Source organism: Herbiconiux dendrobii (assembly GCF_052048175.1).
Classification (GTDB): Bacteria; Actinomycetota; Actinomycetes; order Actinomycetales; family Microbacteriaceae; genus Herbiconiux.
In genome coordinates, this window is record NZ_JBLZQV010000003.1 from 401065 (window position 1) to 424637 (window position 23573).

Consider the following 23573-nt stretch of genomic DNA (forward strand, 5'->3'; position numbering starts at 1 on the left):
CGGGGCGTGGTTCAGGTGGTCGCCTTCCACTCTCGACGAAGTACTATCTCTTCGGTAGTAGTTACCCGGAAGTGCGTTGGTACCGCGAGGAGAACCATGGCGACGATGACGGCGGCCGAGAAGAAGGCCGAGGCGAAGACGCAGTACAACGCGTTCCTGGCCGCGTGCCCCAGCCAGCAGCTGCTCGCCCGCGTCTCGGGCAAGTGGGTGACGCTGGTGATGTCGGCGCTGGGAAGCGGGCCCGACTGCACCGGCGAACCGCGGCCGATGCGCTACTCCGAGCTCGCCCGCGTGCTCGCCGGGGTGAGCCCCAAGATGCTGTCGCAGACGCTGAAGTCGCTCGAACGCGACGGCCTGGTCACCCGGACCGTCGTCGCCACGGTGCCGGTGACCGTCTCCTACGAGCTCACCGGCCTGGGGCTCTCCCTGCACGGCACCGTACGGCAGCTCAAGCTCTGGTCGGAGGCGCACCGCGACGAGGTCGCCGCTCATCAGGACCGGTTCGACTCGCGTACACTTCCGGCATGACGAAGCCCGACCGCATCGACGACATCTCGATCGGCGGGGAGAGCATCCGCCTCGGTCAGTTCGTGAAGTTCGCCGGCCTCCTCGACAGCGGGGGCCTCGGCAAAGAGGCCATCATCGACGGCTACGTCACCGTGAACGGCGAGGTCGACCGCCGCCGCGGCCGCCAGCTGCAGCTCGGCGACGTCGTCGCCTTCGAGGGTCGCCGAGCCCGCGTCTGCCCCTGAGGAGTCGTCCTCGCCGACGGCCGGCGGAGGAGGCGAGGCGCGGCGCGGGGCGAAGCCCCTACTGCGCGCGCACTCCGACGAGGGACTCCGAGACGTCCCAGAGGCGGCTCGCGGCGGCCGTGTCGCGCAGCGGTGACCACAGCTCCTGCCGGGCGGGCGTGCCACCGAGCGTGCGCCGGGGGCCGAAGAACTCGTCGCCGCGGGAGTCGCGGCCCGGTGGCGCAGGAACGCGGCGAGCCCCTCACGATCGATCACGACGTCGTCCTTCCCGGCAGGTCTGCCTTCGTTCCTACCGTGTCCGGGCCACCGTATCCACGACTTCCCTATCCCCCTGTCGCCGCCCGCACCGCGAGCACTGTTCGACGCGTGTACGGTGAGGCTCATCGAGTACGGGGGGCACCATGAAGGCACACAGCAGGGTCGCGGCCATCGTGATGGCGGCGGCGATCGCGGTGACGGCATCCGGATGCGTCGGCGGGACACCCGCTCCGAGCCCCAGCCCCTCCGTTCCCTCCACCTCGACGCCGGCGGCGACGCGGTCAGCGACGCCGACGGCCGGCCCCACCGCGTCACCCACCCCGACACCGACCCCCGAGGCCGACGCCTACGACCCCGACGACATGTCCACCTGGGACATCACCTACTCGGGCATCGGGCCGGTTCTGCTCGACCGGCCCGTGACCGACGTGCTCGCCGAGGTGACCGCGGGCGAAGAGCCCTGCCGACCGGGGATCGCCTCGTTCTTCGACGGCGGCGTGGTGGCGGTCGGCGACGCCTCCGACGCTTCCCTCGTCGCGGTGGCGATCACGGGCCCGAGCACGAGCCTCGACCTGTCGGAGAAACCCAGCACCGACGCCGGCATCGCGGCCGGTTCGACCTTCGATGAACTCCTGACCGCCTATCCGGATGCGGAGCCGTTCCAAGACGCCACCGGGCGACCGGGCTACCGCCTCACCGACGGCACGAGCTGGATCCACTTCACCAGCGTCGACGGTCAGACGGTCAACATCATCGACGTCAGCCGAGACGAGCTCAACCTCAAGGAGTACTGCGGCTGATCGCCCCGAGGTCGTCAGAAAGACGAGGCCGTCACAAGGAGGCCTGGAGGGAACGGATGTTCGCGCCGAGCACTCCCGACGCGAGAAGCCCCGCCCCCAGCGGCCCCGACGGGTCGGTACCGAGCAGCGGCAGGCGCTTCAGCGCGGCCCGCGCCGCATCGCCCAGGTGCTCGAGCTGCCACGCGATCTCGGCCGGGCCCGCGCCCTCGTCGGCCCCGGCGAGCGCCGCCGCCTTCGCCGCGTACGCCGCTGCACCGAGAGCGTGCGCACCCATGTGCGCGACGCCCGCCGCCTGACCGGCCGCCCAGGCCGCCGCTTTGGCCGCGGGTGTGTTCACCACCTGCGCCGCCCGGTTCGCGACGAAGCGTCGACGGATCTCGCCCGCGGCATTCAACTCCCCGCGCGAGAACGCCCGTGCTCGCGCGATGGCGTCCCCGGGCCGGCCGTCCTCCGGCGCCTCTGCCTCGAACAGCGGCAGCACCCGCTCGGCACAGTCCGCGGCCCACGCGGCGACGAGCCGGCGGTCGTGCTCACCGAGGGTCTGGGAAGACGTCATGTCAGCACCCTCGCACACCGCGCATCCGGAGTCACTTGTCGTCGATCACCGACATGAAGCCCGCGAAGGCGAAGATCGCCGGCACGCCGTAGAGCAGCACGAGGGCGAGGATCCAGCCCACCCGGCCGAGCACAGGCCAGAGACCGCGGCTGCGATAGGCGTTGGCGAGGCGGCGGCCGTCGGGGCCGATGATCCGGGCCGGGCGCGCGTGCTGGCGGGAGACGCGGTCGTCGCGGTAGCCGGTGGCGCGCTTGGCGAGGCGGAGGGCGGCGCCGCCCAGCACGGTCTCGATCCGCTGCCAGGTGGCCGGGTCGGCGTAGTCGGCCGCCGCCGGGGTCGAGAAGATCACCCGGTCGTCGATGATCTCCACGTCGAAGGCCGAGGCCTCGTCGACGAGTGCGGCCATCACGTCCGGAGTGAGCGCGTAGAGCGCGTCCGTGCCATAGCCCTCCGGCGCGTAGGCGGCGAAGTGGCGGTCGAAATCGCCCTCGAGCTTCAGGCGCTGCTGCGGGTCGACGCTCGTCGGCAGGTCGCCGGGTGAGCGCCCGTTCGCCAGCGAGTCGAGGTACAGGTGCGGCAGCGCGGAGGGCAGGGTGACGGCGAGGTACCCGCGCGTCACGGGCTTGCCGTGCAGCCCGGTGCGGAAGACGAGGTTGCCGAACTCGATGCGGTCGTCGCCCCGCGCCCTGAAACGGGGGTAGACGGATGCCCGGCCCGCCGGCTGGGCGATCAGGGCGGGCAGGGTGGAGACCGATCCGGGCTGCGGCTCGAATCCGTTCGCGAGCGCGGTGAGGGTCTGACGCCACTCGGTGAGCCGGGCCCGGGGCGACGGCGGGCGCCTGGCCCAACGCCGCAGCAGGAGGGCAGCGGCGATCCAGAGCAGGAGGACGAGCACGGCGATCGCGAGGTCGCGGTAGTCGTCTGGCCCGGTGCGGTTGTCGCCGTAGCCGTCGACCCGGATGCCGATGACCATGAACACGATGAAGCAGTACCAGAGCATCAGGCTCCAGGTGATATGCACGAGCACCTGGCGCCAGGTGGGCACCCAGGACGGCCGCGCGGTCTGCCGCTGGGTCGCCATCGCCTCCGCGACCTTGGCCGGGGCGGCGGTGAGCCATCGTGCATCCACCGTCCCACCGTACCCAGGTCGGCCGGGCCCGGCGACCCGTCGGCGAACCGCCCGCTACCTGCCCGCGACCCCCGGCACCCTCAGGGGATGAGGCGCCGGTCGCGGAGGTCGCGGAAGATGCGCAGGAACATCTCCTCGGTGTCGACGTACTCGTGGAATCCCGCCCGCCTCGACTTCGAGCTGTCGGCGATGACGTCGTAGTCCCAGCCGAACACGAAGTCCCCGAAGCCCCACGACGACACGTCGCTGTAGGGGGTCTCGACCAGGCCGTGCCGCGCGATCATGGCCTGCCAGAGCGGCTCCTTGTCGGCCATGACGTCCGTGAGGCTCATCTCCAGCGGCGGCGCGACCTCGAGATCGAAGAACGCGGCGAGCCTCGGCCACATCGACGACCAGCGGAAGAGGTCGCCGTTGGTGATGTTGTAGGCCTCGTTGCGCGCGTCGTCCGATCCGGCCGCCCAGACCGTGGCCCGGGCGAGCAGGCCGGCATCCGTCATCTCGATCAGGCTCGTGTACGCCCCGGGCTTGCCGGGGAACCGCAGCGGGATGCCGAGTTCCTTGCTCATCGACGCGTAGACGGCGATCACCATCGCGAGGTTCATCGGGTTGCCGAGCCCGACACCGGCCACGACGGAGGGGCGCAGCGCCGACCACGACCAGGTGGCGCCGCGTTGCCGGCGCTCGAGGAACTGCTGCTGGTCGACGTTGAACTCGGGCGGCATGTGGGGCGGGTCGGACTCCTTCGCCGGGGTCGCAAACGGGCCGAGGTGGGCGCCGTAGACCTTGTACCCCTGCATCAGGCTGATGTGCCGGAGAGCGGGTGCGACGGGCTCGATGGCATCGACGACGTTCGTGAGCATCGCGAGGTTCGGCGCGACGAGCTCGGCCCAGCTCGCTCGCTCCTGGTACGCCGCGTAGAACACGTGGGTGACCTCGTGCAGGTCGCGCAGGCGCTCCGCCGTGGCGTCGCGGTCGAGCAGGTCGACGGCGAGGTGGCGCACGGAGCCCGCATCCGCTCCCCCACGGCGCGAGAGGCCGATGACGTCCCATCCCCCGCTCTGCTCGAGATGCTCGATGAGGTTGCCGCCGATCACCCCTCGGGCTCCGACCACCAGTGCTGTCGCGCGTTCCATGTCATCTCCATCGCTAGATCGTGATTTACCGATGTACTGTCTACCACAGCATCGGTAAATAGCGATATTGCGATAGGGTGGAGGTATGGACGACACCGCCGAACTCGACCTGGTCGCCGTGTTCAAGGCACTGGGGCACCCCACCCGGCTCGCGATCCTGGGCTGGCTGAAGGAGCCGGAGTCGTTCCCGCCGCAAGACCGGCCGGCGAGCGAGGTGGGGGTGTGCCTGAAGCACATCCAGGCCCGCGCCGAGGTCTCGCAGTCCACCGCCTCGCAGTTCATGGCCACGCTGCAGCGCGCCGGCCTGGTCACCTGCACGCGGATCGGCCAGTGGTCGCACTACTCGCGCAACGAAGCGGCGATCGACGCGGTGGGCCGCGCGATGTCCGTGAGCGTCTGAGCCACGACGGCTCACCGTCGCGAGGGAGCGGGTGCGGGCCTTGCGGGCGGGGCGCATCCGGTCTTGGTTGAAAGGCATGGCACGATCTCGAACGACCGGGCAGCGCGCGACCCGCCGCGAGCAGCTCGCGCCGGCGTCCGCAGCGGCACCTGAACCGAAGGTGTGCGCCTCCTGCGGGAGGACGATCCAGTGGCGGGCCAAGTGGGCCCGGTCGTGGGACGATGTGCGGTACTGCTCCGTGGCGTGCCGGCGGCGGGGCGTCTCGGCGGCCGACCTGGACCTCGAGCGGATGCTGCTCGAGGCACTAGCACGACGGCCGGGCGGAGCCGCCCTCGGCCTGGACGAGTTCGCCGCCGAGTTCGCTCCCCCGGCCGACACCACCGACGCCTCCGCTCACCGGGAGCAGGTGCGCCGGGCGGCGCGCCGCCTCGCCGCCCGCGGCCGCGTCGAATGGCTGCAGGGCGGCAGGCCCGTCGACCCCTCCACCGCCCGCGGCCCGGCCGGCATCCGCCTCCTGCCGAGCTCCTCCTCGACGCGACGGTGAACGCGGCTCGCTCGCGAAGCGGGAATCACCTCGTCGATCCGAGGGAGCCGCACCAGGGCGGGCCGACGTCGCGGAGGGCTACTGCTGCGGCCGGTCGCGGTCCCGCTTGCGGGCGTCGTAGGCGCGTCTGCGGCTCGCGGCGCGGCGGCGGCGGTCTTCGCGGGAAGGGGGCACTCGCGGCACGCGGCCTCGGGCGACCCGGATGAGGTAGCCGGCGCTGGACGCGACGAGCGACGATCCCCCGACCAGCGCGGCGACGACACCGGCCCAGGCCAGCCACACCGGCACCCGGCGGGCGGCACCCGTGATCGTGAGAAGCGGTTGGCCCCACAGCTCAGTGGCGACGGTGGCCACGGCGAGCACCAGCACTCCCACTCCGAAGAGACCGACGACCGCGACTCCCACCACGCTGGACGGACGCCAGCGCTCCCGGATCTTCCCCACGGCATCAGCCTAGGCGGCGGAGGCGATGCGAAACCCGCGCCGAGGGCCCACGACCCCCGCGCGTCGTCGACGTTCCCGCCGCACTTCACGAGGTCGGTGCTTCCCACAGCCTTCTCCGGCGTGTGCCGGGACCTGACCCGCGGCCCCCTCGGCGCCCCGGCTCCGATCGTGACCAGCCTGCTTCTGCTCGGGGTGCCGGAATGACGAGCGCGAGGCCTGGCCGAGCACCGATCCTGAGGGCCAGGCCGCACGACGGCGTCAGAAGCGGAGCAGGATCTTCCCGGCGCGACCGGGGGCAGCACTCGCCGCCGCGGCCTCGCGTGCCTGTTCGAAGGGGAAGACCGCCTCGACCGGCAGCTGCACCTCGCCCGAGCCGACGCGGGCGAACAGCTCGCCGAACAGCTCGGAGCGCTTGGCGGCGGCCATCTCCCGGCTGACCCGGCTGCCCCAGAACCCCTTCACCGTGACGTCCTTGAAGATGAGGGCGCCGGACGAGATCTGCAGGTCGCCCGAGCCCATCGCGCCGAACGACCACAGGGTGCCACCCTCCCCCAGCAGCCCGAGCAGATCGGCGGAGGCGCTCCCACCGACCGAGTCGACCGCCGCCAGCGGGCTCGCACCCTGCAGCACGGCCGCCGCGGCATCCTGCCAGCCGTCCTTCTCGGTGGAGACCACGTCGTGGATGCCGATGGCCGCGAGCTCGTCGACCCCGGCGTCGCGACGCACCAGGCCGAGCACCCGCACCCCGCGGTGGGCGGCGAACTGGGCGACCAGGCGGCCGACCGCCCCGTTCGCGGTGTTCTGCACAATCCACCCGCCGGGCGGGACGTCGAGGTGGTCGAGCAGGCTGAGCGCGCTGAAGGGCATGGCGACGAGCTGCGCCGCGGTCTCGTCGTCGATGCCGTCGGGCACCGGGATGAGACCCGCAGCCTGGGCGACGAAGTACTCGGCCCAGACGCCGAAGGTGCCGCCGGTCACCACGCGCTGCCCCACCCGGAGGGAGTCGACGCCCTCGCCGAGCGCGTCGACCACGCCCACCGCCTCGGTTCCGGATGCCGCGGGCAGCGTCGGCTTGAACCCGTACGTGCCGCGGATGGTCCACAGGTCGTGGTTGTGGATGGGCGAGAGCACCGTGCGCACCCGCACCTCGCCCGGGCCGGGCTCGGGGAGCGGACGGTCGGTGACCTCGAGGACGTCGGTTGCTTCGCCGAAGGTGGCGTGGGTGAGAGCGCGCATGCCTTCAGGCTACGCGCAAGCCGTTCTCACCGGCGGCGGTCGGGCGTAGCGTCGGGAGTCCTACCGACGAATGGAGCACACCATGGCTGACGACAAGACCGACCTCGAGAATCTGGCCGACCTGCTGGACGACTTCCCGATCGCCATGGTGGTCACGCTCGACGAGCACGGGCATCCGGTGTCGCAGCCGCTGGCGATGCAGCAGCAGCACCACCGCTTCGACGGCGACCTCTGGTTCCTCACCAGCTCCGAGTCGTCGACGGCCGCACGGATCGCCGCGCAGTCCGTCGTGAACCTCGCCTTCAGCGCGAACGACTCCTGGGTGTCCGTCACCGGGCACGCCGAGCTCACGACCGAGCAGTCCTACATCGACGCGATGTGGGACAAGAGCGTCGAAGCCTGGTTCCCCGACGGTCGCACCGATCCGGCCATCCGCGCCCTCATCGTGCACGCCGACAGCGCGGAGTACTGGGACACCCCCGGCTCCACCATCGCCACCGTGTTCAGCTTCGTGAAGTCGAAGGTGACCGGCAGCCCGATGGAGGTCGACAACGAGAAGCTCGACCTCTGAGCCGATGCGGCGCCCTCACCCGGTGGGGGCGCCGTTCGCCTGGAACCAGCGGATGAGCTCCCGGAGCGCGGGTGTCGTCGCGTTCACGTCGTCGTGCTCGTCGCCGAGGTCGTCGAAGGTGGAGCGGTACCCCGGGACCCGATCCTCCTGGGCGGCCGCGACCGTCGGGAACCCCATCGTCCACTCCGGGAACTGCCGGGAGGCGACCTGCTCGTCCAGCAGCACCCGCACGGAGTGGTGTCCCGAGTCGGAGCCGATGCGGTCCATCAGCCGGCGGACGGCCTCCTCGGGGCCCTCGAGCACCTGCAGGAACCGCCCGGCACGGTAGAGGAGCATGCCCGTCAGTCCCGAACGCGCGTTGTTGCGGCGGCTGACGGTGAGGAGCGCCGCGAGTTCGGCATCGGAGAAGGGACTGCTCGCCGTGCTCGTGTACACCACGGACAGCAAGCGGATCGGGCGGGTCTGCATGCTTCGACCCTAGAGGCGCGCCGCGCCCTCCGCGCACGTGGGGAGGGGGGCTGGCGCGAGGCGGGCGGAGGCGCTAGCTCGCGACGTCGATGACGACGCCGGTGACGATCGCGGCGGCGGCGACCACCAGCACGGCGGCGGTGATGATCCTCGCGAGGATCCCGTGGCCGGCGCGCCGGCGCCCGGGCGACGACGCGAGCAGGCCGACCGCGACGGCGATCAGGATGCCGCCGCCCGCGATGCCTAGGGCGAGCAGCGCACCCGCCGCGAGCTCGGGCGTGTGCAGGTAGCCGAGCAGGAGGGCGCCGGCGTAGATGATCGCCGCCGTGATGACCCCGGCGAGCACGCGGGTCAGCACGTCGCGCCAGAGCTTCTGCTCCCGGATCCAGCTCGCGAGGAGCCGCCATCCGCGGGGGTCGTGCTGCGTGTCGGGGCCCGTCATGGTTGCACCCTATCCGGCTCCACCCGCCCCGGCCGGGTCGATCTGTGCGGCGCGCCCCGGGTGGGATACGCTCGCGATCATGTGCACCCGCATCCTCTGGAACACCAACGATGTCGCGATCACCGTCGCCCGCTGCATGGACTGGGCGGTCAGCGACGAGCCAGAGCTCTGGTTCGTGCCGCGCGGCACCGAGCGCAGCGGCAACGCCGACCACGAGTCGCACCGCTGGACCTCGCGCTACGGCAGCGTCGTGACGAGCATGTGGGGAATGGGCACCGTCGACGGCCTGAACGAGAAGGGCTTCGCCGCGCACGCCCTCTACCTCGACCCCGACGACGTCGAGTTCCCGCAGGCCGACGGGCGGCCCTCCGTGGCGAACGCGCTCTGGGTGCAGTATTTGCTGGACAACTACGCCACCGTGGCCGAGGCCGTGGCCGACATCGACCGGGTGCGGATCACTTCGCCGACGTTCCGCGGCATCGAGCTCGGCGTGCACATCGCGATCGAGGACGCCTCGGGCGACTCGGCGGTGATCGAGCCGCTGGGCGGCGAGCTGGTGGTGCACCACGGGCGCGAGTTCACGGTGATGGCCAACTCACCCACCCTCGACAAGCAGCTGCAGAACCTCGAGCGGTACCGCCCGTTCGGTGGCGAGCTGCCCCCGCCCGGTGACATCACCTCATCCGACCGGTTCGTGCGATCCGCCTACTTCCTGAACTACCTCCCCGAGCCGGAGAACGTCGAAGAGGCGGTGGCCGGCGTCTTCCAGCTCATCTCGAACGTCTCCGTGCCCTACGGCGCCCCGTATTCCACCGGGGACGTCTATCCGACCTGGTGGCGAGCCGGTGCCGACCTCACGAACCGGATCTACTACTTCGGTTCCACGCGCAGCCCCAACATCTTCTGGGTCACCCTCGACGATCTCGCCGACGCGGCCGAGGTACGGAAGCTCGATCCCCGCGAACTCACCCTCGTCGGCGATCAGACCGCCCACCTCGAGCCGGCGCCCCTGCTCTACTGAGCCGCAGCGCCGACCCTCGCCCTCCCCTAGCCGGCAGGGTTCCGCTTGCGGGCGGCCTTGTGCGCGTAGAGGCGCTGATCGGCGCGCTCGCGGATGGAGTGGGCGGTGTCGTCCGGCTCGGCGACGGCCAGGCCGAACGACCAGAGCTCGGGCGTGGCGGCGCGCAGCCGGCCGATCAGTTCGAGGGCCTGGTTGTCGGTCGTGGCGGGCAGCACGAGCAGGAACTCGTCGCCGCCGATCCGCGCGACCATGTCGTACGGCCGGGTGGTCGCCCGCAGGGCGGCGGCGAACTCGATCAGCAGCCGGTCGCCGGCGGCGTGCCCGCGCTGGTCGTTGATCTTCTTGAAGTCGTCGAGGTCGACGATCACCACCGCCACGGGCTGCGCGGTGCGCACCGCCCGGCCGAGCTCCAGGTCGATGCGGGCGTCGAGCCCCGAGCGGTTGAGCAGCCCGGTGAGCGGATCGGTGGTGATCTCCCGGTCCAGGCGGCTGCGCAGGTAGCCCGCCGCTTCGAGGCAGAACACCGAGGCGAGCAGAATGTTGACCCAGGTGAGCAGCACGGCGTCGAAGGGGTTCACCATGATCGCCGCGAACGAGAGCGCGAACCCTCCCCCGGTGACGGCCCGCGCGAGCCAACGGCGGTAGAACCAGCCCAGATAGCAGGCGAGCATCGGGTACAGCACGATGTTGTTGACGGATGCCACGGGCGCGGTCGAGACGGCCATCTGCAGCGACGTGATCACGAAGAAGACGCTCACGCCCGCAAGGCCCACCCAGTGCACGAAGCGGATGCCGAGCGCGATCGGGGTGCCGGCGAGCACGACGGTGACCGCGACCCAGAACCACGTCCACCCGCTGCCGAGCGGATCGCCCGTGGAGGTGACGGCATCCAGCAGCCCGCTACCCGCGATCACGGCGCCGCCCGCGGCGGTGACCCAGGCGAACGGCGGGACGGATCGACGTTCGAGCCATCGCGCTGCTCGCCTCATCGCCCTCCCCCGGCCGATCCGTTCTGCTGTCGCGTCGAATTCTAACCAGGCCGTCACGGCCGGGCGTGCATCTGTTCACCTCCTCTTCACCCGTCTCCCCGGTGGCAGGGCGGGCACGAGGGCCTAGACAGGGCGTGAGCGACCACCGTGGCCGCGGGAGGAGGGAACGATGGATGTGCTCATCACCGTGATCCTGGTGATCGTGGTGGCCCTGGTGTTCGACTTCACGAACGGATTCCACGACACGGCGAACGCCATGGCGACCTCTGTGGCGACCGGGGCCCTGAAGCCCCGCGTGGCGGTGGGCATCTCCGCCGTGCTCAACCTGGTGGGGGCCTTCCTCTCCACCGAGGTGGCCAAGACGATCTCCGACGGCATCATCAACGAGGGGGAGAACGGGGTCGAGATCACCCCCACCCTCATCTTCGCGGGCCTGATCGGAGCCGTGCTCTGGAACCTCACCACGTGGTACCTCGGCCTGCCCTCCAGCTCCACGCACGCGCTGTTCGGCGGTCTCATCGGCGCCGCCGTCATCGGTGCCGGCTTCGGCGCGGTGAACTTCTCGGTGGTGCTGTCGAAGATCCTGCTGCCGGCACTCATCTCGCCCCTCGTGGCGGGAGTGATCGCGCTGACGGCCACCTACGTGGCCTACAAGCTCACGAAGCACGCCGCCAGCCGCGGCGCCGAGGCGGGGTTCCGGCACGGCCAGACGGTCTCGGCCTCCCTGGTCTCCCTCGCGCACGGCACGAACGACGCGCAGAAGACCATGGGCGTGATCACCCTCACCCTGGTGGCGGCCGGGTACCAGGATGCCGGCGGGGCGCCGCAGTTCTGGGTCATCCTGGCCTGCGGTCTCGCGATCGCGCTCGGCACCTACCTCGGCGGCTGGCGCATCATCCGCACGGTCGGCAAGCGCATCACCGACATCCAGTCGCCGCAGGGGTTCGCCGCCGAGACGAGTTCGGCGGCCACCATCCTGGTCTCCTCGCACCTCGGATTCGCGCTGTCGACCACCCAGGTCACCTCGGGCGCCGTAGTGGGCGCGGGGCTCGGCCGCAAGCTCGCCTCGGTGCATTGGGGGATCGTCGGGCGCATCGCGATCGCCTGGGGCGTGACGCTGCCGGCCGCCGCGCTGGTGGGCGGGCTCGCCGCGTGGGCCGCGACCAGCAGCATCCTGGGTCTGATCATCGTCGCCGTGCTCGGGGCCGCCGCCGGTCTCGTGATCTACCTGCTGTCCCGCCGGCATCCGGTCACCCACGAGAACGTCAACGACGTCGACGAGGCCCCGGATGCTGCGAAGAAGGAGAAGGAGGTGGCGGCATGAGCGCCGCACTCACCGCACTCGCTGCACTCACCGCACCGGCGGCCACCGTGGCGGCCGAGAGCGGGGCGGCCGGCGAGGGGCAGTTCCTCGGGGTCGACTGGGGATCGTTCGTGCTCGTGTTCGTGGTGGCGTTCACCGCCAGCGTGCTGGTGGTCGCCTCGTACTCGCTCGGCCTGCGCCTGCTGGCCACGGGCAGCGACCGGGCCCACCGGCCGCCCCTGGCCACCGCGGGCGCGTACCTGTGCATCGCCCTCGGCATCGCGGCGGTGCTCTACGGCATCTACCTGGTCATCCCGCAGTTCCACTCCTAGGGTGGGAGCTGGATGACGCGACCGCTGCGAGACGACGGGCACGGCGAAGCCCGGCTGCGGCCGGACCGTGAGTCCACGGCGGTGAGTGCCGTGCTGCTGGGGTTCGCCGGGCTCCTGCAGCTGGCGGCCGCCGCCATCCGGTGGGCTCCCTGCATCGCGCCGAGCGGATCCGTGTCGACCGCCGCCGCGTCGTCCCCGGACCCGTGCTCGGCCGCATCCGACCATCTGCGCGACTACGTCTGGGTCTCCGTACCGTTCGAGCCCATCCCCGGCGCCGTCGTGCTCGCCGGCATCGCCTCGCTGCTGCTGGTCGTCTTCTGGGTGATCCAGACGGTGCACCTGCGCCGGCACCGGATCCTCCTGGTGCTAAGCGCGGTCACGGCCGCGACCTGGCTGTTCGCGGCCGCTACGCAACTGCCGGCGGCGTTCAGCGGCGGGGTTCTCGGCGTCGTCGACGACCGGAGCGGCCTGGCCGCACTGGTCGTGCTGACCGTCGCGGCGGTCGCTCCCCTCGTCGTCGCGCTCCGCTCGGCGGTGATGGCCGTCCGTGACCCGGCGGGGGTGATGGTCGTCCGCGACCCGGCGGGTGGGCAGAGCAGGCGAGGCCGCGGGCGCGGTGCGGAGGCCGCCGGTTGGCTCCTCGTGGCGGTGGCCGCGGTGCTCGCCTTCCCGCTCGTCGACTACGTGCTGCTGAATCCGTTCACCGGAACCCACGACTCCCCGGTCGGCAGCGCCGCCCCTGCCGCCCTCGCCCTGCTCGCCGCCGCTGCGGCGTTCGTGGCGGCGTTCGTCGCGGCCCGGTCACGCAGAGTTCGCTCGGTGGTCGCACAGGCCAACTAGTATGCCTACGTGTCCGCCATGCTGTACGTCGAGATCGCCGACGACCTCCGCCGCAAGATCGTGAGCGGCGAGCTCTCGCCGGGCGACGACGTCCCGAGCGAGGGCGAGCTCGCCGAACTCTGGCGCAGTTCCCGCGGGCCGATCCGCAACGCCCTGGCCGCGCTGCGCAACGAGGGGCTGATCGAGACCCGGCGCGGCCGCCCGGCCCGGGTCGCCGAGCGCAAGGCGCAGCAGGCGGCGGACGTGTCGATCCCGTTCACCCGCTGGGCGGAGTCGATGGGAACCCGGCCCGGCGCGCAGACCCAAGAGGTGTCGCTGCGGCGCGCCGACGACGAGAAGGCCCGCGCGCTCGGCATCGAGAAGGGCGCCCCGATCGTCGACGTGGTGCGGCTGCGGCTGCTCGACGGGCGGCCCACGATGCTCGAGCGGCTCACCTTCATCGAAGAGGTGGGGCGAGTGCTGTTCGATGTCGACCTCGATACCGTCTCGATCACGGAATACCTCAACGAGCGCGGTTACGGCTACCAGGACGTCGACCACGAGATCGACGCCGTCGCCGCCGACGAGCTCGACAGCCGACTGCTCGACGTCGAGGCCGGAACGCCCATCCTGCGTCTGCACCGCGTCACCCGCGGCGCCGACGGCCGCATCTTCGAGGCCTCGGACGACCGGTATCGCAGTGACATCATCCGCTTCACCGTGTCGGCGTCGGGCCGGGCGCGCGAGGGCAGCCACTTCATCCGCGCGATCGGCTCGATCGGCGCGTAGCCGCTGCACCGCGTCGCGCCTGTCCCGTCAGGCCGGCTGCTCCTCGCGCAGCGCGCTGCACGGCTTCACCGGAGCGAGCCCCGGCGCCACGCCGATCCGCACCGCCTTGCCGCCGGCCGCCGCCTCGATGCCGTCGTCGAGGTCGCCGAGCGCCACCGTGGCGCCGATCAGCTCGGCGAACGGGTACGCCTCGTGCCGTGACTCGATGTAGCGGGCAGCCTCCTCCAGGTGGTGCGGCGCGTAGTTGTGCACCCCGCGGAGGGTGACGAGCCGACGCACCAGGCTCTCCGGATCCAGCCCGACCGCAGCTGAGGGCGACACGCTCCCGACGAGCACGGCGACGCCGCCGACTCCGAGCGACCCGACCGCCGAGGCGACGGCGTGCACCGATCCCGAGGCCTCGATCGCCACCAGCGGCCGCTCCCCCAGCTGCTCGAGCACGGTCGCCAAGGACTCCGGATGGCCGGTCTCCGCGCCGGGATCGACCGCGAAGGCCGCCCCGAACCGCGTCGCGAGCGTGCGGCGCCGCCGCGCGGGGTCGACCACGACGACGCGGGCACCCCTGTCGGTGGCGATCGCGGCGGCGGTGAGGCCGATCAGGCCGGCGCCGAACACGAGAACCAGGGCACCGTCGAGGGGCACGATCGCCGAGGCCGCGTCGAGGGCCGCGACGGCGGTGGCCGTGCCGCACGACAGGGGGGCGAGCACGGTCGCGGGCAGGGCGCGGGCGACGGGCACGATCGCCGTGCCACGCCGCAGGTGCACGTGCGAGGCGAAGCCGCCATTGAGCTCCCAGCCGGATTCGAGCCGCTCGTGCCCGTACTTCTTCACCGACTCGCACTTCTGCGGAAGGCCGCGCGCGCAGGTGCCGCAGGCGCCGCATCCGATGGTCAGCGACCAGACGACCCGCTCCCCCACCACGAGCGGTTCACCGGCAGAGGTCACCGCGCCCTCACCCACCGCCACGACGCGGCCGACCTGCTCGTGCCCCAGCACCAGCGGTGCGGGAGCGCTGCGGTGCCCCTGGGTGGTGTGCACGTCGGAACCGCAGATCGTCGCGAGCTCGACGGAGACGAGGGCGTCGCCGGGCTCGAGCGACACCGAAGGCACCGCGATGCACTCGTGGGCGCGGCCGGCCTGCAGCCACACCATGGCGGTGGGGGCGGGCTGCAGCTCGACCCGGGTGACGGATGCGGCCGGGTCGGGCCGGGCGGCGGCGGTCACGCCGTCCGCCGACGGCCGGCGGGCAGCGGTGGCCGGTGCGGCCACCACGCGCCGCATGGCCGAGATCGCCTCGCGGGCGAGCGTCATCGCGCGGCCAGCTGCGGCAGAGCGGCGAGCTCACGCACGCTGTCGAGCACGAGGTGGGCGCCGGCCGTGAGCAGCTGCTCACGCGTGTGGGCTCCGGTGGTGACGCCCACCACGAGTCCGGCACCGGCATTGCGGCCCGAGCGCACGTCGCTCACGGTGTCGCCGACCACCACGAGCGAGGCCACCGAGTTCGCACCGGTGGCGATCAGCGCGGCGAGCACCAGGTCGGGCGCCGGGCGGCCCCGACCCGCGTCGGCGGGCGAGAGGGCGGCGTCGACCTCCCAGCCGAGGCGGGAGAGCACCGCGTCGCGCGTCTCGGGCGAGAAGCCGGTGGTGAGTGCCACCTTGATCCCGGATGAGCGGAGTGCGGCGATCGTCTCGGCCGCGCCGGGAATGGGGTCGACCCCCACCTCGTCGATGAGCTCGGAGTACGCGGCCTCGAACGCGCTGTTCGCCGCCTGCGCGGCGGCCTCGTCGCCGTCGGTGAGGTGGCGGAAGACCTCGATCTTCGACTGCCCCATGGTGTCGCGCACGTACCGCAGCGACTCCCCGAGCGGTCGGAGCGCATCCAGTCCCGTGCGCCGCGCAGCGCGCTCGAAGGCCTGCTCCACGATGCCGTCGTCGACCACTGTGGTGCCGGCCATGTCGAGCACCACGAGCTCGACGGGAACTGCGGGGACGGTGCGGGCCGGCGCGGTGCCGGTGGAGGTTTCGTCAGCGGTGATGGTCATGATGCCGTGCTCTCTCTCAGGGGTCGGATGACGGTGTCGAGGTGGCCGCCCACGGCGTGCTCGGCGAGGCCGAGTCCGGTGGTCATGCCGATGCCGGTGGTGACGACGGTGACGAGCACACCGGGCTCGACCTCCTCGACCAGGAACTCCTCGGGGGCGGTGGCGTAGACGCCCTGCCACCGCTCCACCACGGCGGGCGGGCGCTCGAACAGCACCTCGAACTCGGCGAGGAACGCCGTGGACGCCGCCTCCGGCTGGAACGGCGAGACGCTCTCGCCCTTCCAGTGGCTGTCGCCGAGTATGAGCGAGCCGTCGGGCCGCTGCGTGTACATCTGGTTCAGGTCGAGGGCGGCGAGGTCGGGCCGGTCGCCGGTCAGCCGGGCGCGAACCGCCGTCGACGCCGAGGTGCCGGTGAAGGCGCTGTACCGGATGAGCGACCACCCGGTGAGCAGCGGCCCTCCGAGTGGGCGCGGGAGATCGGCGGTGACGCGCAGCATGTCGAGGCCGCAGCGGATGACACCGTGCCGCTCGGCGAGCGCGGGGAAGAGCTGGTCGATGTCGTGGTTCACGGCCACCACCACGAGGCCGGCGTCGATCGGGCCACGGCTGGTCTCGACCCGCCCGCTCCGGATGCGCCCGGCCGCCGTGCGCATCCGGAATTCCACGCCGCGGGTCTGCAGGTGGTCGCGGATGGCGCCGGCGGCGAACCGCGGGTCGACCTGCAGGTCGCGGGGCAGGCGGGCGCCGCCGACGGCGGTACCCGCTGGGAGGGCGGCATGTTCTTCGATCTCGGCGGCGGTGAGCAGCTCGACCTCGACGGGATCGCCCGCTGCCCGGGGCGCCCGCTGCCCGGCGAGTTCGCGCAGCAGTCGCAGCTCGTCGTCGTGGCGGGCCACCACGAGGGTGCCGGCGTCGTCGATCCAGAACCCGGCTTCGCGGGCCAGCCGAAGCCAGATCCCGCGCGAGGTCAGGCCGTAGTCGCGGGCGATGCCCGACTGCGGGGTGAAGCAGAGGTGGCCGAAGTTGCGGACGGTCGCACCGGCGATCTCGGAGGCCCGGTCGATCACCAGCACCGAGCATCCGCGGTCGACGGCGGCGAGCGCCGCCCCGAGCCCGACGATGCCGGCTCCGACGACGACCACGTCGAACCGCTCGACCGCACCGGTCGCGCCGCCCGCACCCGGTGCCGCGGCGGCGTCACCGCCGATCGCGCCGGCGCTCACCGGAACACCCGCCGCATCCAGATCGCGAGTCCCTCGACCACCAGCACGGTGACCAGGATCATCAGCACGATCGCGGTGACGACGCCGTAGTTCGAGCCCTGGCTCGCGTTCAGCAGGTAGTAGCCCACTCCCCCGGCCCCGACGATGCCGAGCAGGGTCGCGCAGCGGATGTTGGTGTCGAGCATGTAGAAGGTGTGGCCGATGAGTGCGCGCAGCCCCTGCGGCACCGTGGCACCGGCGTACACCTGCAGCCGCGAAGCACCGGCAGCGGTGAGTGCGCGCTCGGGCCCGGCCTTGACCTCTTCGAAGGAGTCGGCGACGAGCTTGCCGAGCAGCCCCACGCCTCCGATGGCGAGCGCCACGGTGCCGGCCTGGGTACCGAGGCCGGAGATGACGATCAGCACGATCGCGAGGATGATCTCGGGGATGCCGCGGATCACCACGAGCAGCAACCGCATCCCGGAGCGCGTGCCCCGGTTCGGCGCCACGTTGCGGGCGGCCAGCGAGCCCACCACGATCGACACGACCAGGGTGAGGAGGGTGGCCGCCAGGGCGATGGCGATGGTCTCGCCCATCGCACCGAACATCGTCGAGGCCTCGTAGCTGCCGAACGACGGCGGCCAGAACTGCCCGGCGATGGCCGGGATCTTCGCCCAGACGGTGACGAGGTCGCCCCACTGGATGTCGCAGATCAGGATGCTGCCGGCCACCACGGCGAGCGCGAGCCAGCCCCAGACCGTGTTGCGCACGCGGATGCGGGTCCAGGGGCGGCGGAGCGCGGCCTCCGGAGTGTGCACCGCGGCGGCGGGCGAAGGCCGCACGGTGCCGGTGCGAGCACCGGCACGAGCCGACCCGCCGTTCGCGGAGCCCGACCGGGCGCGGCCGAGTCCGCGCAGCATCCGGTCACCCAGTCCACGGCCGGTGGGCGCGATGCCCAGCATGGCGGCCCGCACCGCGCTGGAGACCACCTCCATCAGCACGCAGAGCACGAAGATCACCAGGGCGTAGCCGAGCCCGAGCCCGTAGTCGAGCGACTTGAAGGCGAACGACATCTGCATGCCCAGGCCCACCACCCCGACGTAGCCCAGGATCACCGAGCCGCGCAGGTTGATGTCGTTTCGGTGCAGCACGGTCGCCACCCACGAGGGCATCACCTGGGGCAGCACCCCGGCGGTGAACTCCTGGAGCTTGCTGCCGCCGGCCGCGCGGATGGCCAGGCGCGGCCCCTCGTCGATCTGCTCGATGGCGTCGGCGAACATCTTCGAGATCATGCCGATCGAGTGGATGCCGATGGCCAGGATGCCCGGCAGGGTGCCCAGCGAGAAGATCAGCACGAACACCATGGCGAACACGACGTCGGGAATGGCGCGGGTGAGCACCCCGAGGAAGCGGGCGAAAGCCCGCCATCCGGCGCCCGGAGTGGTGTTGGCGGCGGCCAGGTAGGCGATCGGCACCGAGATGACGGCCGCGAGGAGCGTGCCGCAGATCACCAGGCCCAGCGTGAGGCCCGTGAGAGAGAGCAGCTCACCGGGTTCGGGGAACGAGATCGCACCGACCCGGCCGAAGAAGCGCTCGGCGTTCGACCAGCTCTGCGCCATCTTGGCGGGGTCGATGCTGATGCTGTTCAGCGCCACGACCGAGGCGACGAGCAGAGCGAGGAGGGTGAGGCCGGCGGCGATGCGCTCGGGCGAGATGCGGCGGCGGGGTGCCCGCGCGGCGATGTCGGCGGCAGCGGTGGAGCCGTGCGGGCCGTCCGGGCCGCCGGGGCCGTGCGGCGTGCGCGCGCCGGGGCGGCCGCTCGTGGGGGTGCGGGTCACGGTGCTCATCGCGCCTCCACGGTGGAGCCGGCCAGCAGCTCGGCCTCGATGGCCTGCAGCTCGCTGGTGCTGGTGGCGACGCGGCCGTAGATCTCCATCACCTGCGCCTTGCCGAGGCCCTCCGTGGGCGTGTCGAGCACGACCTCGCCGTGGCGCAGCCCCACGACCCGGTCGGCCCAGGAGAGGGCGAGATCGACCTGGTGCAGGCTGCAGAGCACAGTGAGGCCCCGGTCGAGGGCGATCTCGCGGATGAGCGCCATCACCTGGTCGCTCGACTCCGGGTCGAGCGAGGCGACGGGCTCGTCGGCGAGCAGGATCTCGGGGTCCTGCATCAGTGCCCGGGCGATCGCGACCCGCTGCTGCTGGCCGCCCGAGAGGGTGTCGGCGCGCTGATACGCACGGTCGAGCAGTCCGACGCGGTCGAGGTGGCCGAGCGCGGCGAGCTTGCCGGCCCGGCCGTACGACCAGAGGCCGAGGCGCGGGCCACGCACGCCGGCGAGCGATCCGGTGAGCACGTTCTCCAGAACGGTGAGCGAGGGCACCAGCTCGAACTGCTGGAAGATGAAGCCCACCCGGCGGCGGAGCTCGCGCAGCCGCCGGCCGGACAGCCGGGGAACGCTCTCGCCGAGCACCTCGACCCCGCCCTCGGTCGGCTGCTCGAGGCCGTCGATGTGGCGAAGCAGGGTGGACTTGCCCGATCCGGAGAGTCCGAGCAGCACGACGATCTCGCCGCGCCGCACCTCGAGCGAGGCGCCGCCGAGAGCGGTCGTGGCGCCGAAGCGCTTCGTGACGCCGGACAGTCGCACCACTGTCTCGGTCGGAGTCGCGATGGGCGTCTCGTGATTCGTCAAGGGATCCTCCGGATCGGGTTCGTCAGCGGGTCGGACGGTCAGGGGGTCACGCGGTGGGCGCGCTCGGTCAGCCCTGGCACTGCGTGGCGTCGGTCTTCTCGCAGATGTCGCGGATGGTGTCGTAATACGCGTCGTCGACCGGGCTCGTGGCGTAGAACACGCTGCGGAATCCGTCGGTGTCGGCGCTCTCGACGCCGTCGGCGATGATCTGGTCGATGGTGACCTCGCTCAGGATGTCTTTGAGCTGCGCCTGCAGGTCGGCCGGCAGGGTCGACGACATGACGATCGGGGCGCCGGGAACCATCGTCTGCTCGACGACCTTCACCTTGTCCGATTTCGCGACCTCGCTGTCCTCCGCGAAGCCCGCCTCGCACTCGACACCCTCGCCCACCTTGGCGACGCTCACGTCGTGCTTGCCCGCGAACACCGGGGTGACATCCTTCTCCGGGTCGATGCCGGCCTCGAGCAGGTTGTAGCTCGGGAACAGGTAGCCCGAGGTCGACGACGGGTCGACGAAGCACACCTTCTTGCCCTTGAAGCCGGCGAGGTCGGTGATGTCGCTGCCCGTGGGAACGATGGCCTGCGAGTAGTAGCCCGGCTCCTGGCCCTCCTTGGTGATGATGGAGGAGATGGGGGTGAGCTGGGCTCCGTTGTTGCTGGCGGTCACGTAGGTGAAGCCCGAGAAGCTGGCGACGTCGATCTGGCCGGCGATGGCCGCCTCGATCAGCGCGGCGTAGTCGGTGGACTCGTGGTACTCGACCGTCTTGCCGGTCTCCTTGGCGATGTAGTCCATCAGCGGCTGGTAGTTGGTCTCGGTCTCCACCGAGTCGGGCACGACGCCGAACACGAGCGTGTTCTCGTCGACGGCGAAGGTGCCGGCGGAGTCTCCGGATGCTCCGGCAGCGCCGGTGGAGTCGGTCGACGTGGAGGAGGCGGGGGCGGAACAGCCCGCGAGAACGGAGGCGAGCAGAGCGGCGCCGGCGAGGGCGGTGGCGAGCTGCGAACGGCGGAGGGTCATGACGGCCTTTCGGTGGGAACGGGACGTCAGAATGCTGTCACGCGGACGACAACAAATATACCTATGTAGACCTAGTTCAGCTTAAGTTCACCTCTTGTATGCCTATCTCGCGTCCTATGCCGCCCTCAGAGCGCGAGCATCACCACTCCGACCACCACGACGAGCGCTGCGGCGATGCGCCACCCCGGCCGCCCCTCCCGCAGCACGAACACGCCGAAGAGCGCCACCAGGATCACGCTGAGCTCGCGCATCGGCGCCACGAGCGCGACCGGTGCCATCGTGATGGCCTGCAGAACCAGGATGTACGACAGCGGCGACAGCACGCCGAACGCGAGCAGGCGCGGCCAGTGCCGGCGCAGCACCGCACCGAGTTCTCGATGCCGGCGGCCGAGCATCGCCGAGTAGATCGGGACCTCCACGATGGTGCAGCCGACCATGAACGCCACCGGAGACAGCTCCCAGGTGCGCACGGCATGGGCGTCCCAGATCGTGTAGGTCGCGATGGCGACGCCGGTGAGCAGACCCCAGAGCACGCCGGGGTCGATGCGGTGACGGTCGCCGGGCATCCGCTTCTCGCCGACGCCCCGATCGGCGAGCCCCACCGCCACGACACCGCTCAGGATGGCGGCCACCCCGAGCAGCGCCACCCATGAGGGCCGCTCGCCGAGCAGCAGCACGGCCACCACCACACTGATGGTCGGCCCGGTGCCGCGAGCGGTCGTGTACACCGTCGACAGCCGGCCTGTGGCGTATCCCTTCTGCAGCACGAGCATGTACACGACGTGGATGACTCCGGAGACACCCGCGCCCAGCAGGAAGCCGGCGAGGTCGCCGGCGCCCGCCTCACGGCCGCTGCCGATGCCCCCGGTGAACGGGATGGCGACGGCCCACAGCGCCGCGCTCACCACCGCGCCCCACCACAGGAACGGCAGACCGATGCGGCTCACGCCGTGGGCGAGCACGTTCCAGGCGGCGTGCGCCACGGCGGCGGAGAGCACGAGGAGGACGGCGAAAGACGACATGAGGACCCGTTCCACTCGTCGCGGGCGCGACGAAGCAGGGTCCTCCGGGCTTTTGTCCTGTCAGATGACGGCCGTTGCATGGGCTTCGGCCGTGGCGCCGCTCGGACCAGTCGAGCACTGCTGCTCCGGAACCCTAGGCGCTATCGAGAACGACCGTAGCAGAGCCGCGCGGAGCGAGGCCGAGCCAGCCGCAGAGTGCGCCGCCGCAGGCTTCACTCGTTGAGCAAGTTGAACTATACTCACTGATGGATCGGGGAGAAACGAGTCCGATCCATGACGTCTTCGCCCACCACTCTCAGCTGGCGTGTGCGGCTCCCCGCGCTCGCTATGGCCTTGACACTAGCTCCCACAGCGGCACTGCTCGCCCCCGGCACCACCGCAGTCGCGCTCACCCCGGCCGCCGCCTTCGCCGGAACTGCGCACTTCACCGTGTCCGACGTGTCGTCTTCCGGCGCGGGTCCGATGGGCACGGTCCTCGACGCCGATCGCGGTCTGGTGTACACGGCGAACAACGACGGCGACAGCGTCTCGGTGATCGATTCAGACAGCGGCTCGGTGCTCTCGACGGTCGCGGTCGACCCGTGGCCCGTCGCTCTCGCGATCGACTCCGTCCACGACACCGTGTGGGTGACGAGTCAGCTCAACGGAATCGTCTCGGTGATCGATCAGGCGACGAACACCGTGGCGCAGACCTATACCGTCGGCGCGGGCGCGTGGGGCATCGACATCGATGACAGTACCGGCACGGCCTACGTGACCAGCGCGACCAGCGGGACCCTCGCGATGATCGACACGACCTCCGGGGCGATCTCCACGACTACGGTGGGCGCGGGCATCCGCGGCGTCGCCGTCGATGGTGCGACGCACACCGCTTACGTCGCCAGCTACCCGACCGATTCGGTCGTGACCGTCGACACTCTGACTGGCGCGGTGGGCGCGAGCGAACTCGCTGTCGGGTACGGGCCGAAGGAACTCGCGCTCGATCCGGAGACCGGCGACCTCTACGTAGCGAACTTCGACGAAGACTCGGTGACCGTGTACGAGACACGCGGAGTTCCGCGCCGGGTAGCCGACATCCCGGTGTCGGCGCAGCCGCGTATGGTGACGATCGACAGTGCCCGGGGAGTGGCATGGGTGCCGAACTGGGTCGCCCGCAGCATCAGTGTCATCGATCTGAGCCTGCGGTCTGTGATCGCGACGATTCCCGTCAACAACGGCCCCTTCCAGGTGGCAGTCGATCCCTCGTCGAACACGGCGTTCGTCGCCCACAACGGAGACGACACGGTGTCCAGGATCAGCTGGACCATCAGCCCCGCCTTCGACAAGACCGATTTTTCGCTGAAGGCAGTGACGGGGCGTGCATTCGTGGCCCAGGTGAAAGCATCCGGCTCTCCGCCGCCCGCGTATTCCGTGACGTCTGGCACTCTCCCGCCAGGCCTTCTCCTGGATGCCGCGACCGGCGCGATCTCCGGCGTGCCTACCCGGAGCGGTACGTATCGCTTCGAGCTGACAGCAAGCAACGGATCGGCACCGGACGCGGCTCTCGCAGGCGAGATCGACGTGGAGCCCGGTCTGGCCCCCTCCCCTCCGCGGTTCTGATCCTGCAGCCGCATC

The 23573-nt window shown here is 71.3% G+C and carries 27 protein-coding genes; 12 read left to right on the forward strand and 15 right to left on the reverse strand.

The window, feature by feature from the left end:
- The first annotated feature begins 96 nt into the window (after window positions 1-96).
- The 3 genes from ACN4JJ_RS10855 (at window position 97) to ACN4JJ_RS10865 (ending at window position 1810) form a co-directional block, all read left to right on the forward strand.
- Window positions 97-528 carry a winged helix-turn-helix transcriptional regulator gene (locus tag ACN4JJ_RS10855; RefSeq protein ID WP_440709927.1) on the forward strand — a complete coding sequence of 144 codons (432 nt, stop codon included), beginning with the start codon at window positions 97-99 and terminating at the stop codon, window positions 526-528.
- The gene (locus tag ACN4JJ_RS10860) at window positions 525-752 is read left to right on the forward strand and encodes an RNA-binding S4 domain-containing protein (protein ID WP_440709928.1); all 228 of its coding nucleotides are present in this window, start codon (window positions 525-527) and stop codon (window positions 750-752) included. Before ACN4JJ_RS10855 ends, ACN4JJ_RS10860 begins: the two co-directional genes overlap by 4 nt.
- 401 nt (window positions 753-1153) lie before the next feature.
- Window positions 1154-1810, forward strand: coding sequence for a hypothetical protein (locus ACN4JJ_RS10865; RefSeq protein WP_440709929.1), 657 nt, complete (start codon window positions 1154-1156; stop codon window positions 1808-1810).
- Between the two features lie 31 nt (window positions 1811-1841).
- Here ACN4JJ_RS10865 and ACN4JJ_RS10870 read toward each other — a convergent pair whose 3' ends face one another.
- The 3 genes from ACN4JJ_RS10870 to ACN4JJ_RS10880 form a co-directional block, all read right to left on the reverse strand.
- Window positions 1842-2366 carry a putative immunity protein gene (locus ACN4JJ_RS10870; RefSeq protein ID WP_440709930.1) on the reverse strand — a complete coding sequence of 175 codons (525 nt, stop codon included), beginning with the start codon at window positions 2364-2366 and terminating at the stop codon, window positions 1842-1844.
- A gap of 31 nt (window positions 2367-2397) precedes the next feature.
- Window positions 2398-3495 carry a hypothetical protein gene (locus tag ACN4JJ_RS10875; protein WP_440709931.1) on the reverse strand — a complete coding sequence of 366 codons (1098 nt, stop codon included), beginning with the start codon at window positions 3493-3495 and terminating at the stop codon, window positions 2398-2400.
- 80 nt (window positions 3496-3575) lie between these two features.
- A complete protein-coding gene (locus tag ACN4JJ_RS10880; protein WP_440709932.1) occupies window positions 3576-4628 on the reverse strand; it encodes an SDR family oxidoreductase in 1053 nt (350 codons plus the stop codon).
- 85 nt (window positions 4629-4713) lie between these two features.
- Between ACN4JJ_RS10880 and ACN4JJ_RS10885 the strand changes: the two genes are divergently transcribed.
- Complete coding sequence (locus ACN4JJ_RS10885; protein ID WP_440709933.1) at window positions 4714-5028, forward strand: ArsR/SmtB family transcription factor; 315 nt, start codon at window positions 4714-4716, stop codon at window positions 5026-5028.
- A gap of 76 nt (window positions 5029-5104) precedes the next feature.
- Window positions 5105-5572: a DUF2256 domain-containing protein gene (locus ACN4JJ_RS10890; protein WP_440709934.1), complete on the forward strand. Its 468-nt coding sequence runs from the start codon at window positions 5105-5107 to the stop codon at window positions 5570-5572.
- Window positions 5573-5650: 78 nt separating this feature from the next.
- Here the strand turns inward: ACN4JJ_RS10890 and ACN4JJ_RS10895 are convergent, their stop codons facing one another.
- Both ACN4JJ_RS10895 and ACN4JJ_RS10900 read right to left on the reverse strand, forming a co-directional pair.
- The gene (locus ACN4JJ_RS10895; RefSeq protein WP_440709935.1) at window positions 5651-6016 is read right to left on the reverse strand and encodes a hypothetical protein; all 366 of its coding nucleotides are present in this window, start codon (window positions 6014-6016) and stop codon (window positions 5651-5653) included.
- A gap of 258 nt (window positions 6017-6274) precedes the next feature.
- Window positions 6275-7252, reverse strand: coding sequence for a zinc-binding dehydrogenase (locus ACN4JJ_RS10900; protein ID WP_440709936.1), 978 nt, complete (start codon window positions 7250-7252; stop codon window positions 6275-6277).
- An 82-nt stretch (window positions 7253-7334) separates the two neighbouring features.
- Here ACN4JJ_RS10900 and ACN4JJ_RS10905 point away from each other — a divergent pair, with 82 nt between their 5' ends.
- Window positions 7335-7823 carry a pyridoxamine 5'-phosphate oxidase family protein gene (locus tag ACN4JJ_RS10905; protein WP_440709937.1) on the forward strand — a complete coding sequence of 163 codons (489 nt, stop codon included), beginning with the start codon at window positions 7335-7337 and terminating at the stop codon, window positions 7821-7823.
- A 15-nt stretch (window positions 7824-7838) separates the two neighbouring features.
- Here ACN4JJ_RS10905 and ACN4JJ_RS10910 read toward each other — a convergent pair whose 3' ends face one another.
- Together ACN4JJ_RS10910 and ACN4JJ_RS10915 are read right to left on the reverse strand one after the other, a co-directional pair.
- Complete coding sequence (locus tag ACN4JJ_RS10910; RefSeq protein ID WP_440709938.1) at window positions 7839-8291, reverse strand: BLUF domain-containing protein; 453 nt, start codon at window positions 8289-8291, stop codon at window positions 7839-7841.
- 73 nt (window positions 8292-8364) lie between these two features.
- Window positions 8365-8733, reverse strand: a complete 369-nt coding sequence (locus tag ACN4JJ_RS10915) for a hypothetical protein (protein ID WP_440709939.1) — start codon at window positions 8731-8733, stop codon at window positions 8365-8367.
- Between the two features lie 79 nt (window positions 8734-8812).
- Between ACN4JJ_RS10915 and ACN4JJ_RS10920 the strand changes: the two genes are divergently transcribed.
- Complete coding sequence (locus ACN4JJ_RS10920; RefSeq protein ID WP_440709940.1) at window positions 8813-9754, forward strand: linear amide C-N hydrolase; 942 nt, start codon at window positions 8813-8815, stop codon at window positions 9752-9754.
- Between the two features lie 26 nt (window positions 9755-9780).
- Here the strand turns inward: ACN4JJ_RS10920 and ACN4JJ_RS10925 are convergent, their stop codons facing one another.
- Window positions 9781-10743, reverse strand: coding sequence for a GGDEF domain-containing protein (locus tag ACN4JJ_RS10925; RefSeq protein WP_440709941.1), 963 nt, complete (start codon window positions 10741-10743; stop codon window positions 9781-9783).
- A 169-nt stretch (window positions 10744-10912) separates the two neighbouring features.
- On the opposite strand from ACN4JJ_RS10925, the gene ACN4JJ_RS10930 reads away from it, so the two are divergent.
- From ACN4JJ_RS10930 to ACN4JJ_RS10945, 4 genes are read left to right on the forward strand one after another with little or no spacing between them, the layout of a single operon-like run.
- Complete coding sequence (locus tag ACN4JJ_RS10930) at window positions 10913-12067, forward strand: inorganic phosphate transporter (protein WP_440709942.1); 1155 nt, start codon at window positions 10913-10915, stop codon at window positions 12065-12067.
- Window positions 12064-12378 (forward strand): hypothetical protein, encoded by a 315-nt coding sequence (locus ACN4JJ_RS10935; RefSeq protein ID WP_440709943.1) that lies wholly within the window; start codon window positions 12064-12066, stop codon window positions 12376-12378. Before ACN4JJ_RS10930 ends, ACN4JJ_RS10935 begins: the two co-directional genes overlap by 4 nt.
- Window positions 12379-12390: 12 nt before the next feature.
- On the forward strand, window positions 12391-13218 hold the full coding sequence (locus ACN4JJ_RS10940) for a hypothetical protein (protein ID WP_440709944.1): 828 nt from the start codon (window positions 12391-12393) through the stop codon (window positions 13216-13218).
- Window positions 13219-13236: 18 nt separating this feature from the next.
- Window positions 13237-13986, forward strand: coding sequence for a GntR family transcriptional regulator (locus tag ACN4JJ_RS10945; protein WP_440710295.1), 750 nt, complete (start codon window positions 13237-13239; stop codon window positions 13984-13986).
- A gap of 27 nt (window positions 13987-14013) precedes the next feature.
- On the opposite strand, the gene ACN4JJ_RS10950 is transcribed toward ACN4JJ_RS10945, so the two are convergent.
- The 7 genes from ACN4JJ_RS10950 to ACN4JJ_RS10980 form a co-directional block, all read right to left on the reverse strand.
- Window positions 14014-15297, reverse strand: a complete 1284-nt coding sequence (locus ACN4JJ_RS10950; RefSeq protein WP_440709945.1) for an alcohol dehydrogenase catalytic domain-containing protein — start codon at window positions 15295-15297, stop codon at window positions 14014-14016.
- Window positions 15294-16028, reverse strand: a complete 735-nt coding sequence (locus ACN4JJ_RS10955) for a phosphonatase-like hydrolase (RefSeq protein ID WP_440709946.1) — start codon at window positions 16026-16028, stop codon at window positions 15294-15296. The genes ACN4JJ_RS10950 and ACN4JJ_RS10955 overlap by 4 nt, the downstream gene beginning before the upstream one ends.
- On the reverse strand, window positions 16025-17251 hold the full coding sequence (locus ACN4JJ_RS10960) for a TIGR03364 family FAD-dependent oxidoreductase (RefSeq protein ID WP_440709947.1): 1227 nt from the start codon (window positions 17249-17251) through the stop codon (window positions 16025-16027). The genes ACN4JJ_RS10955 and ACN4JJ_RS10960 overlap by 4 nt, the downstream gene beginning before the upstream one ends.
- The gene (locus ACN4JJ_RS10965; RefSeq protein WP_440709948.1) at window positions 17248-19077 is read right to left on the reverse strand and encodes a PhnE/PtxC family ABC transporter permease; all 1830 of its coding nucleotides are present in this window, start codon (window positions 19075-19077) and stop codon (window positions 17248-17250) included. The genes ACN4JJ_RS10960 and ACN4JJ_RS10965 overlap by 4 nt, the downstream gene beginning before the upstream one ends.
- On the reverse strand, window positions 19074-19919 hold the full coding sequence (phnC, locus tag ACN4JJ_RS10970; RefSeq protein ID WP_440709949.1) for a phosphonate ABC transporter ATP-binding protein: 846 nt from the start codon (window positions 19917-19919) through the stop codon (window positions 19074-19076). Before phnC ends, ACN4JJ_RS10965 begins: the two co-directional genes overlap by 4 nt.
- A 67-nt stretch (window positions 19920-19986) precedes the next feature.
- The gene (locus tag ACN4JJ_RS10975) at window positions 19987-20937 is read right to left on the reverse strand and encodes a phosphate/phosphite/phosphonate ABC transporter substrate-binding protein (RefSeq protein ID WP_440709950.1); all 951 of its coding nucleotides are present in this window, start codon (window positions 20935-20937) and stop codon (window positions 19987-19989) included.
- Window positions 20938-21062: 125 nt separating this feature from the next.
- On the reverse strand, window positions 21063-21959 hold the full coding sequence (locus tag ACN4JJ_RS10980; protein WP_440709951.1) for an EamA family transporter: 897 nt from the start codon (window positions 21957-21959) through the stop codon (window positions 21063-21065).
- A gap of 273 nt (window positions 21960-22232) precedes the next feature.
- On the opposite strand from ACN4JJ_RS10980, the gene ACN4JJ_RS10985 reads away from it, so the two are divergent.
- Entirely contained in the window at window positions 22233-23558 is a 1326-nt protein-coding gene (locus tag ACN4JJ_RS10985; protein ID WP_440709952.1) for a YncE family protein, read from the forward strand.
- Window positions 23559-23573 lie beyond the last annotated feature (15 nt).

Coding starts and splice junctions, on each gene's coding strand:
- ACN4JJ_RS10885 (WP_440709933.1), top strand. CDS start 4,714: ATGGACGACACCGCCGAACTCGACCTGGTCGCCGTGTTCAAGGCACTG.
- ACN4JJ_RS10890 (WP_440709934.1), top strand. CDS start 5,105: ATGGCACGATCTCGAACGACCGGGCAGCGCGCGACCCGCCGCGAGCAG.
- ACN4JJ_RS10880 (WP_440709932.1), bottom strand. CDS start 4,628: ATGGAACGCGCGACAGCACTGGTGGTCGGAGCCCGAGGGGTGATCGGC.
- ACN4JJ_RS10855 (WP_440709927.1), top strand. CDS start 97: ATGGCGACGATGACGGCGGCCGAGAAGAAGGCCGAGGCGAAGACGCAG.
- ACN4JJ_RS10870 (WP_440709930.1), bottom strand. CDS start 2,366: ATGACGTCTTCCCAGACCCTCGGTGAGCACGACCGCCGGCTCGTCGCC.
- ACN4JJ_RS10940 (WP_440709944.1), top strand. CDS start 12,391: ATGACGCGACCGCTGCGAGACGACGGGCACGGCGAAGCCCGGCTGCGG.
- ACN4JJ_RS10950 (WP_440709945.1), bottom strand. CDS start 15,297: ATGACGCTCGCCCGCGAGGCGATCTCGGCCATGCGGCGCGTGGTGGCC.
- ACN4JJ_RS10945 (WP_440710295.1), top strand. CDS start 13,237: ATGCTGTACGTCGAGATCGCCGACGACCTCCGCCGCAAGATCGTGAGC.
- ACN4JJ_RS10985 (WP_440709952.1), top strand. CDS start 22,233: ATGACGTCTTCGCCCACCACTCTCAGCTGGCGTGTGCGGCTCCCCGCG.
- ACN4JJ_RS10900 (WP_440709936.1), bottom strand. CDS start 7,252: ATGCGCGCTCTCACCCACGCCACCTTCGGCGAAGCAACCGACGTCCTC.
- ACN4JJ_RS10925 (WP_440709941.1), bottom strand. CDS start 10,743: ATGAGGCGAGCAGCGCGATGGCTCGAACGTCGATCCGTCCCGCCGTTC.
- ACN4JJ_RS10860 (WP_440709928.1), top strand. CDS start 525: ATGACGAAGCCCGACCGCATCGACGACATCTCGATCGGCGGGGAGAGC.
- ACN4JJ_RS10975 (WP_440709950.1), bottom strand. CDS start 20,937: ATGACCCTCCGCCGTTCGCAGCTCGCCACCGCCCTCGCCGGCGCCGCT.
- ACN4JJ_RS10965 (WP_440709948.1), bottom strand. CDS start 19,077: ATGAGCACCGTGACCCGCACCCCCACGAGCGGCCGCCCCGGCGCGCGC.
- ACN4JJ_RS10910 (WP_440709938.1), bottom strand. CDS start 8,291: ATGCAGACCCGCCCGATCCGCTTGCTGTCCGTGGTGTACACGAGCACG.
- ACN4JJ_RS10915 (WP_440709939.1), bottom strand. CDS start 8,733: ATGACGGGCCCCGACACGCAGCACGACCCCCGCGGATGGCGGCTCCTC.
- ACN4JJ_RS10920 (WP_440709940.1), top strand. CDS start 8,813: ATGTGCACCCGCATCCTCTGGAACACCAACGATGTCGCGATCACCGTC.
- ACN4JJ_RS10955 (WP_440709946.1), bottom strand. CDS start 16,028: ATGACCATCACCGCTGACGAAACCTCCACCGGCACCGCGCCGGCCCGC.
- ACN4JJ_RS10905 (WP_440709937.1), top strand. CDS start 7,335: ATGGCTGACGACAAGACCGACCTCGAGAATCTGGCCGACCTGCTGGAC.
- ACN4JJ_RS10935 (WP_440709943.1), top strand. CDS start 12,064: ATGAGCGCCGCACTCACCGCACTCGCTGCACTCACCGCACCGGCGGCC.
- ACN4JJ_RS10865 (WP_440709929.1), top strand. CDS start 1,154: ATGAAGGCACACAGCAGGGTCGCGGCCATCGTGATGGCGGCGGCGATC.
- ACN4JJ_RS10930 (WP_440709942.1), top strand. CDS start 10,913: ATGGATGTGCTCATCACCGTGATCCTGGTGATCGTGGTGGCCCTGGTG.
- ACN4JJ_RS10980 (WP_440709951.1), bottom strand. CDS start 21,959: ATGTCGTCTTTCGCCGTCCTCCTCGTGCTCTCCGCCGCCGTGGCGCAC.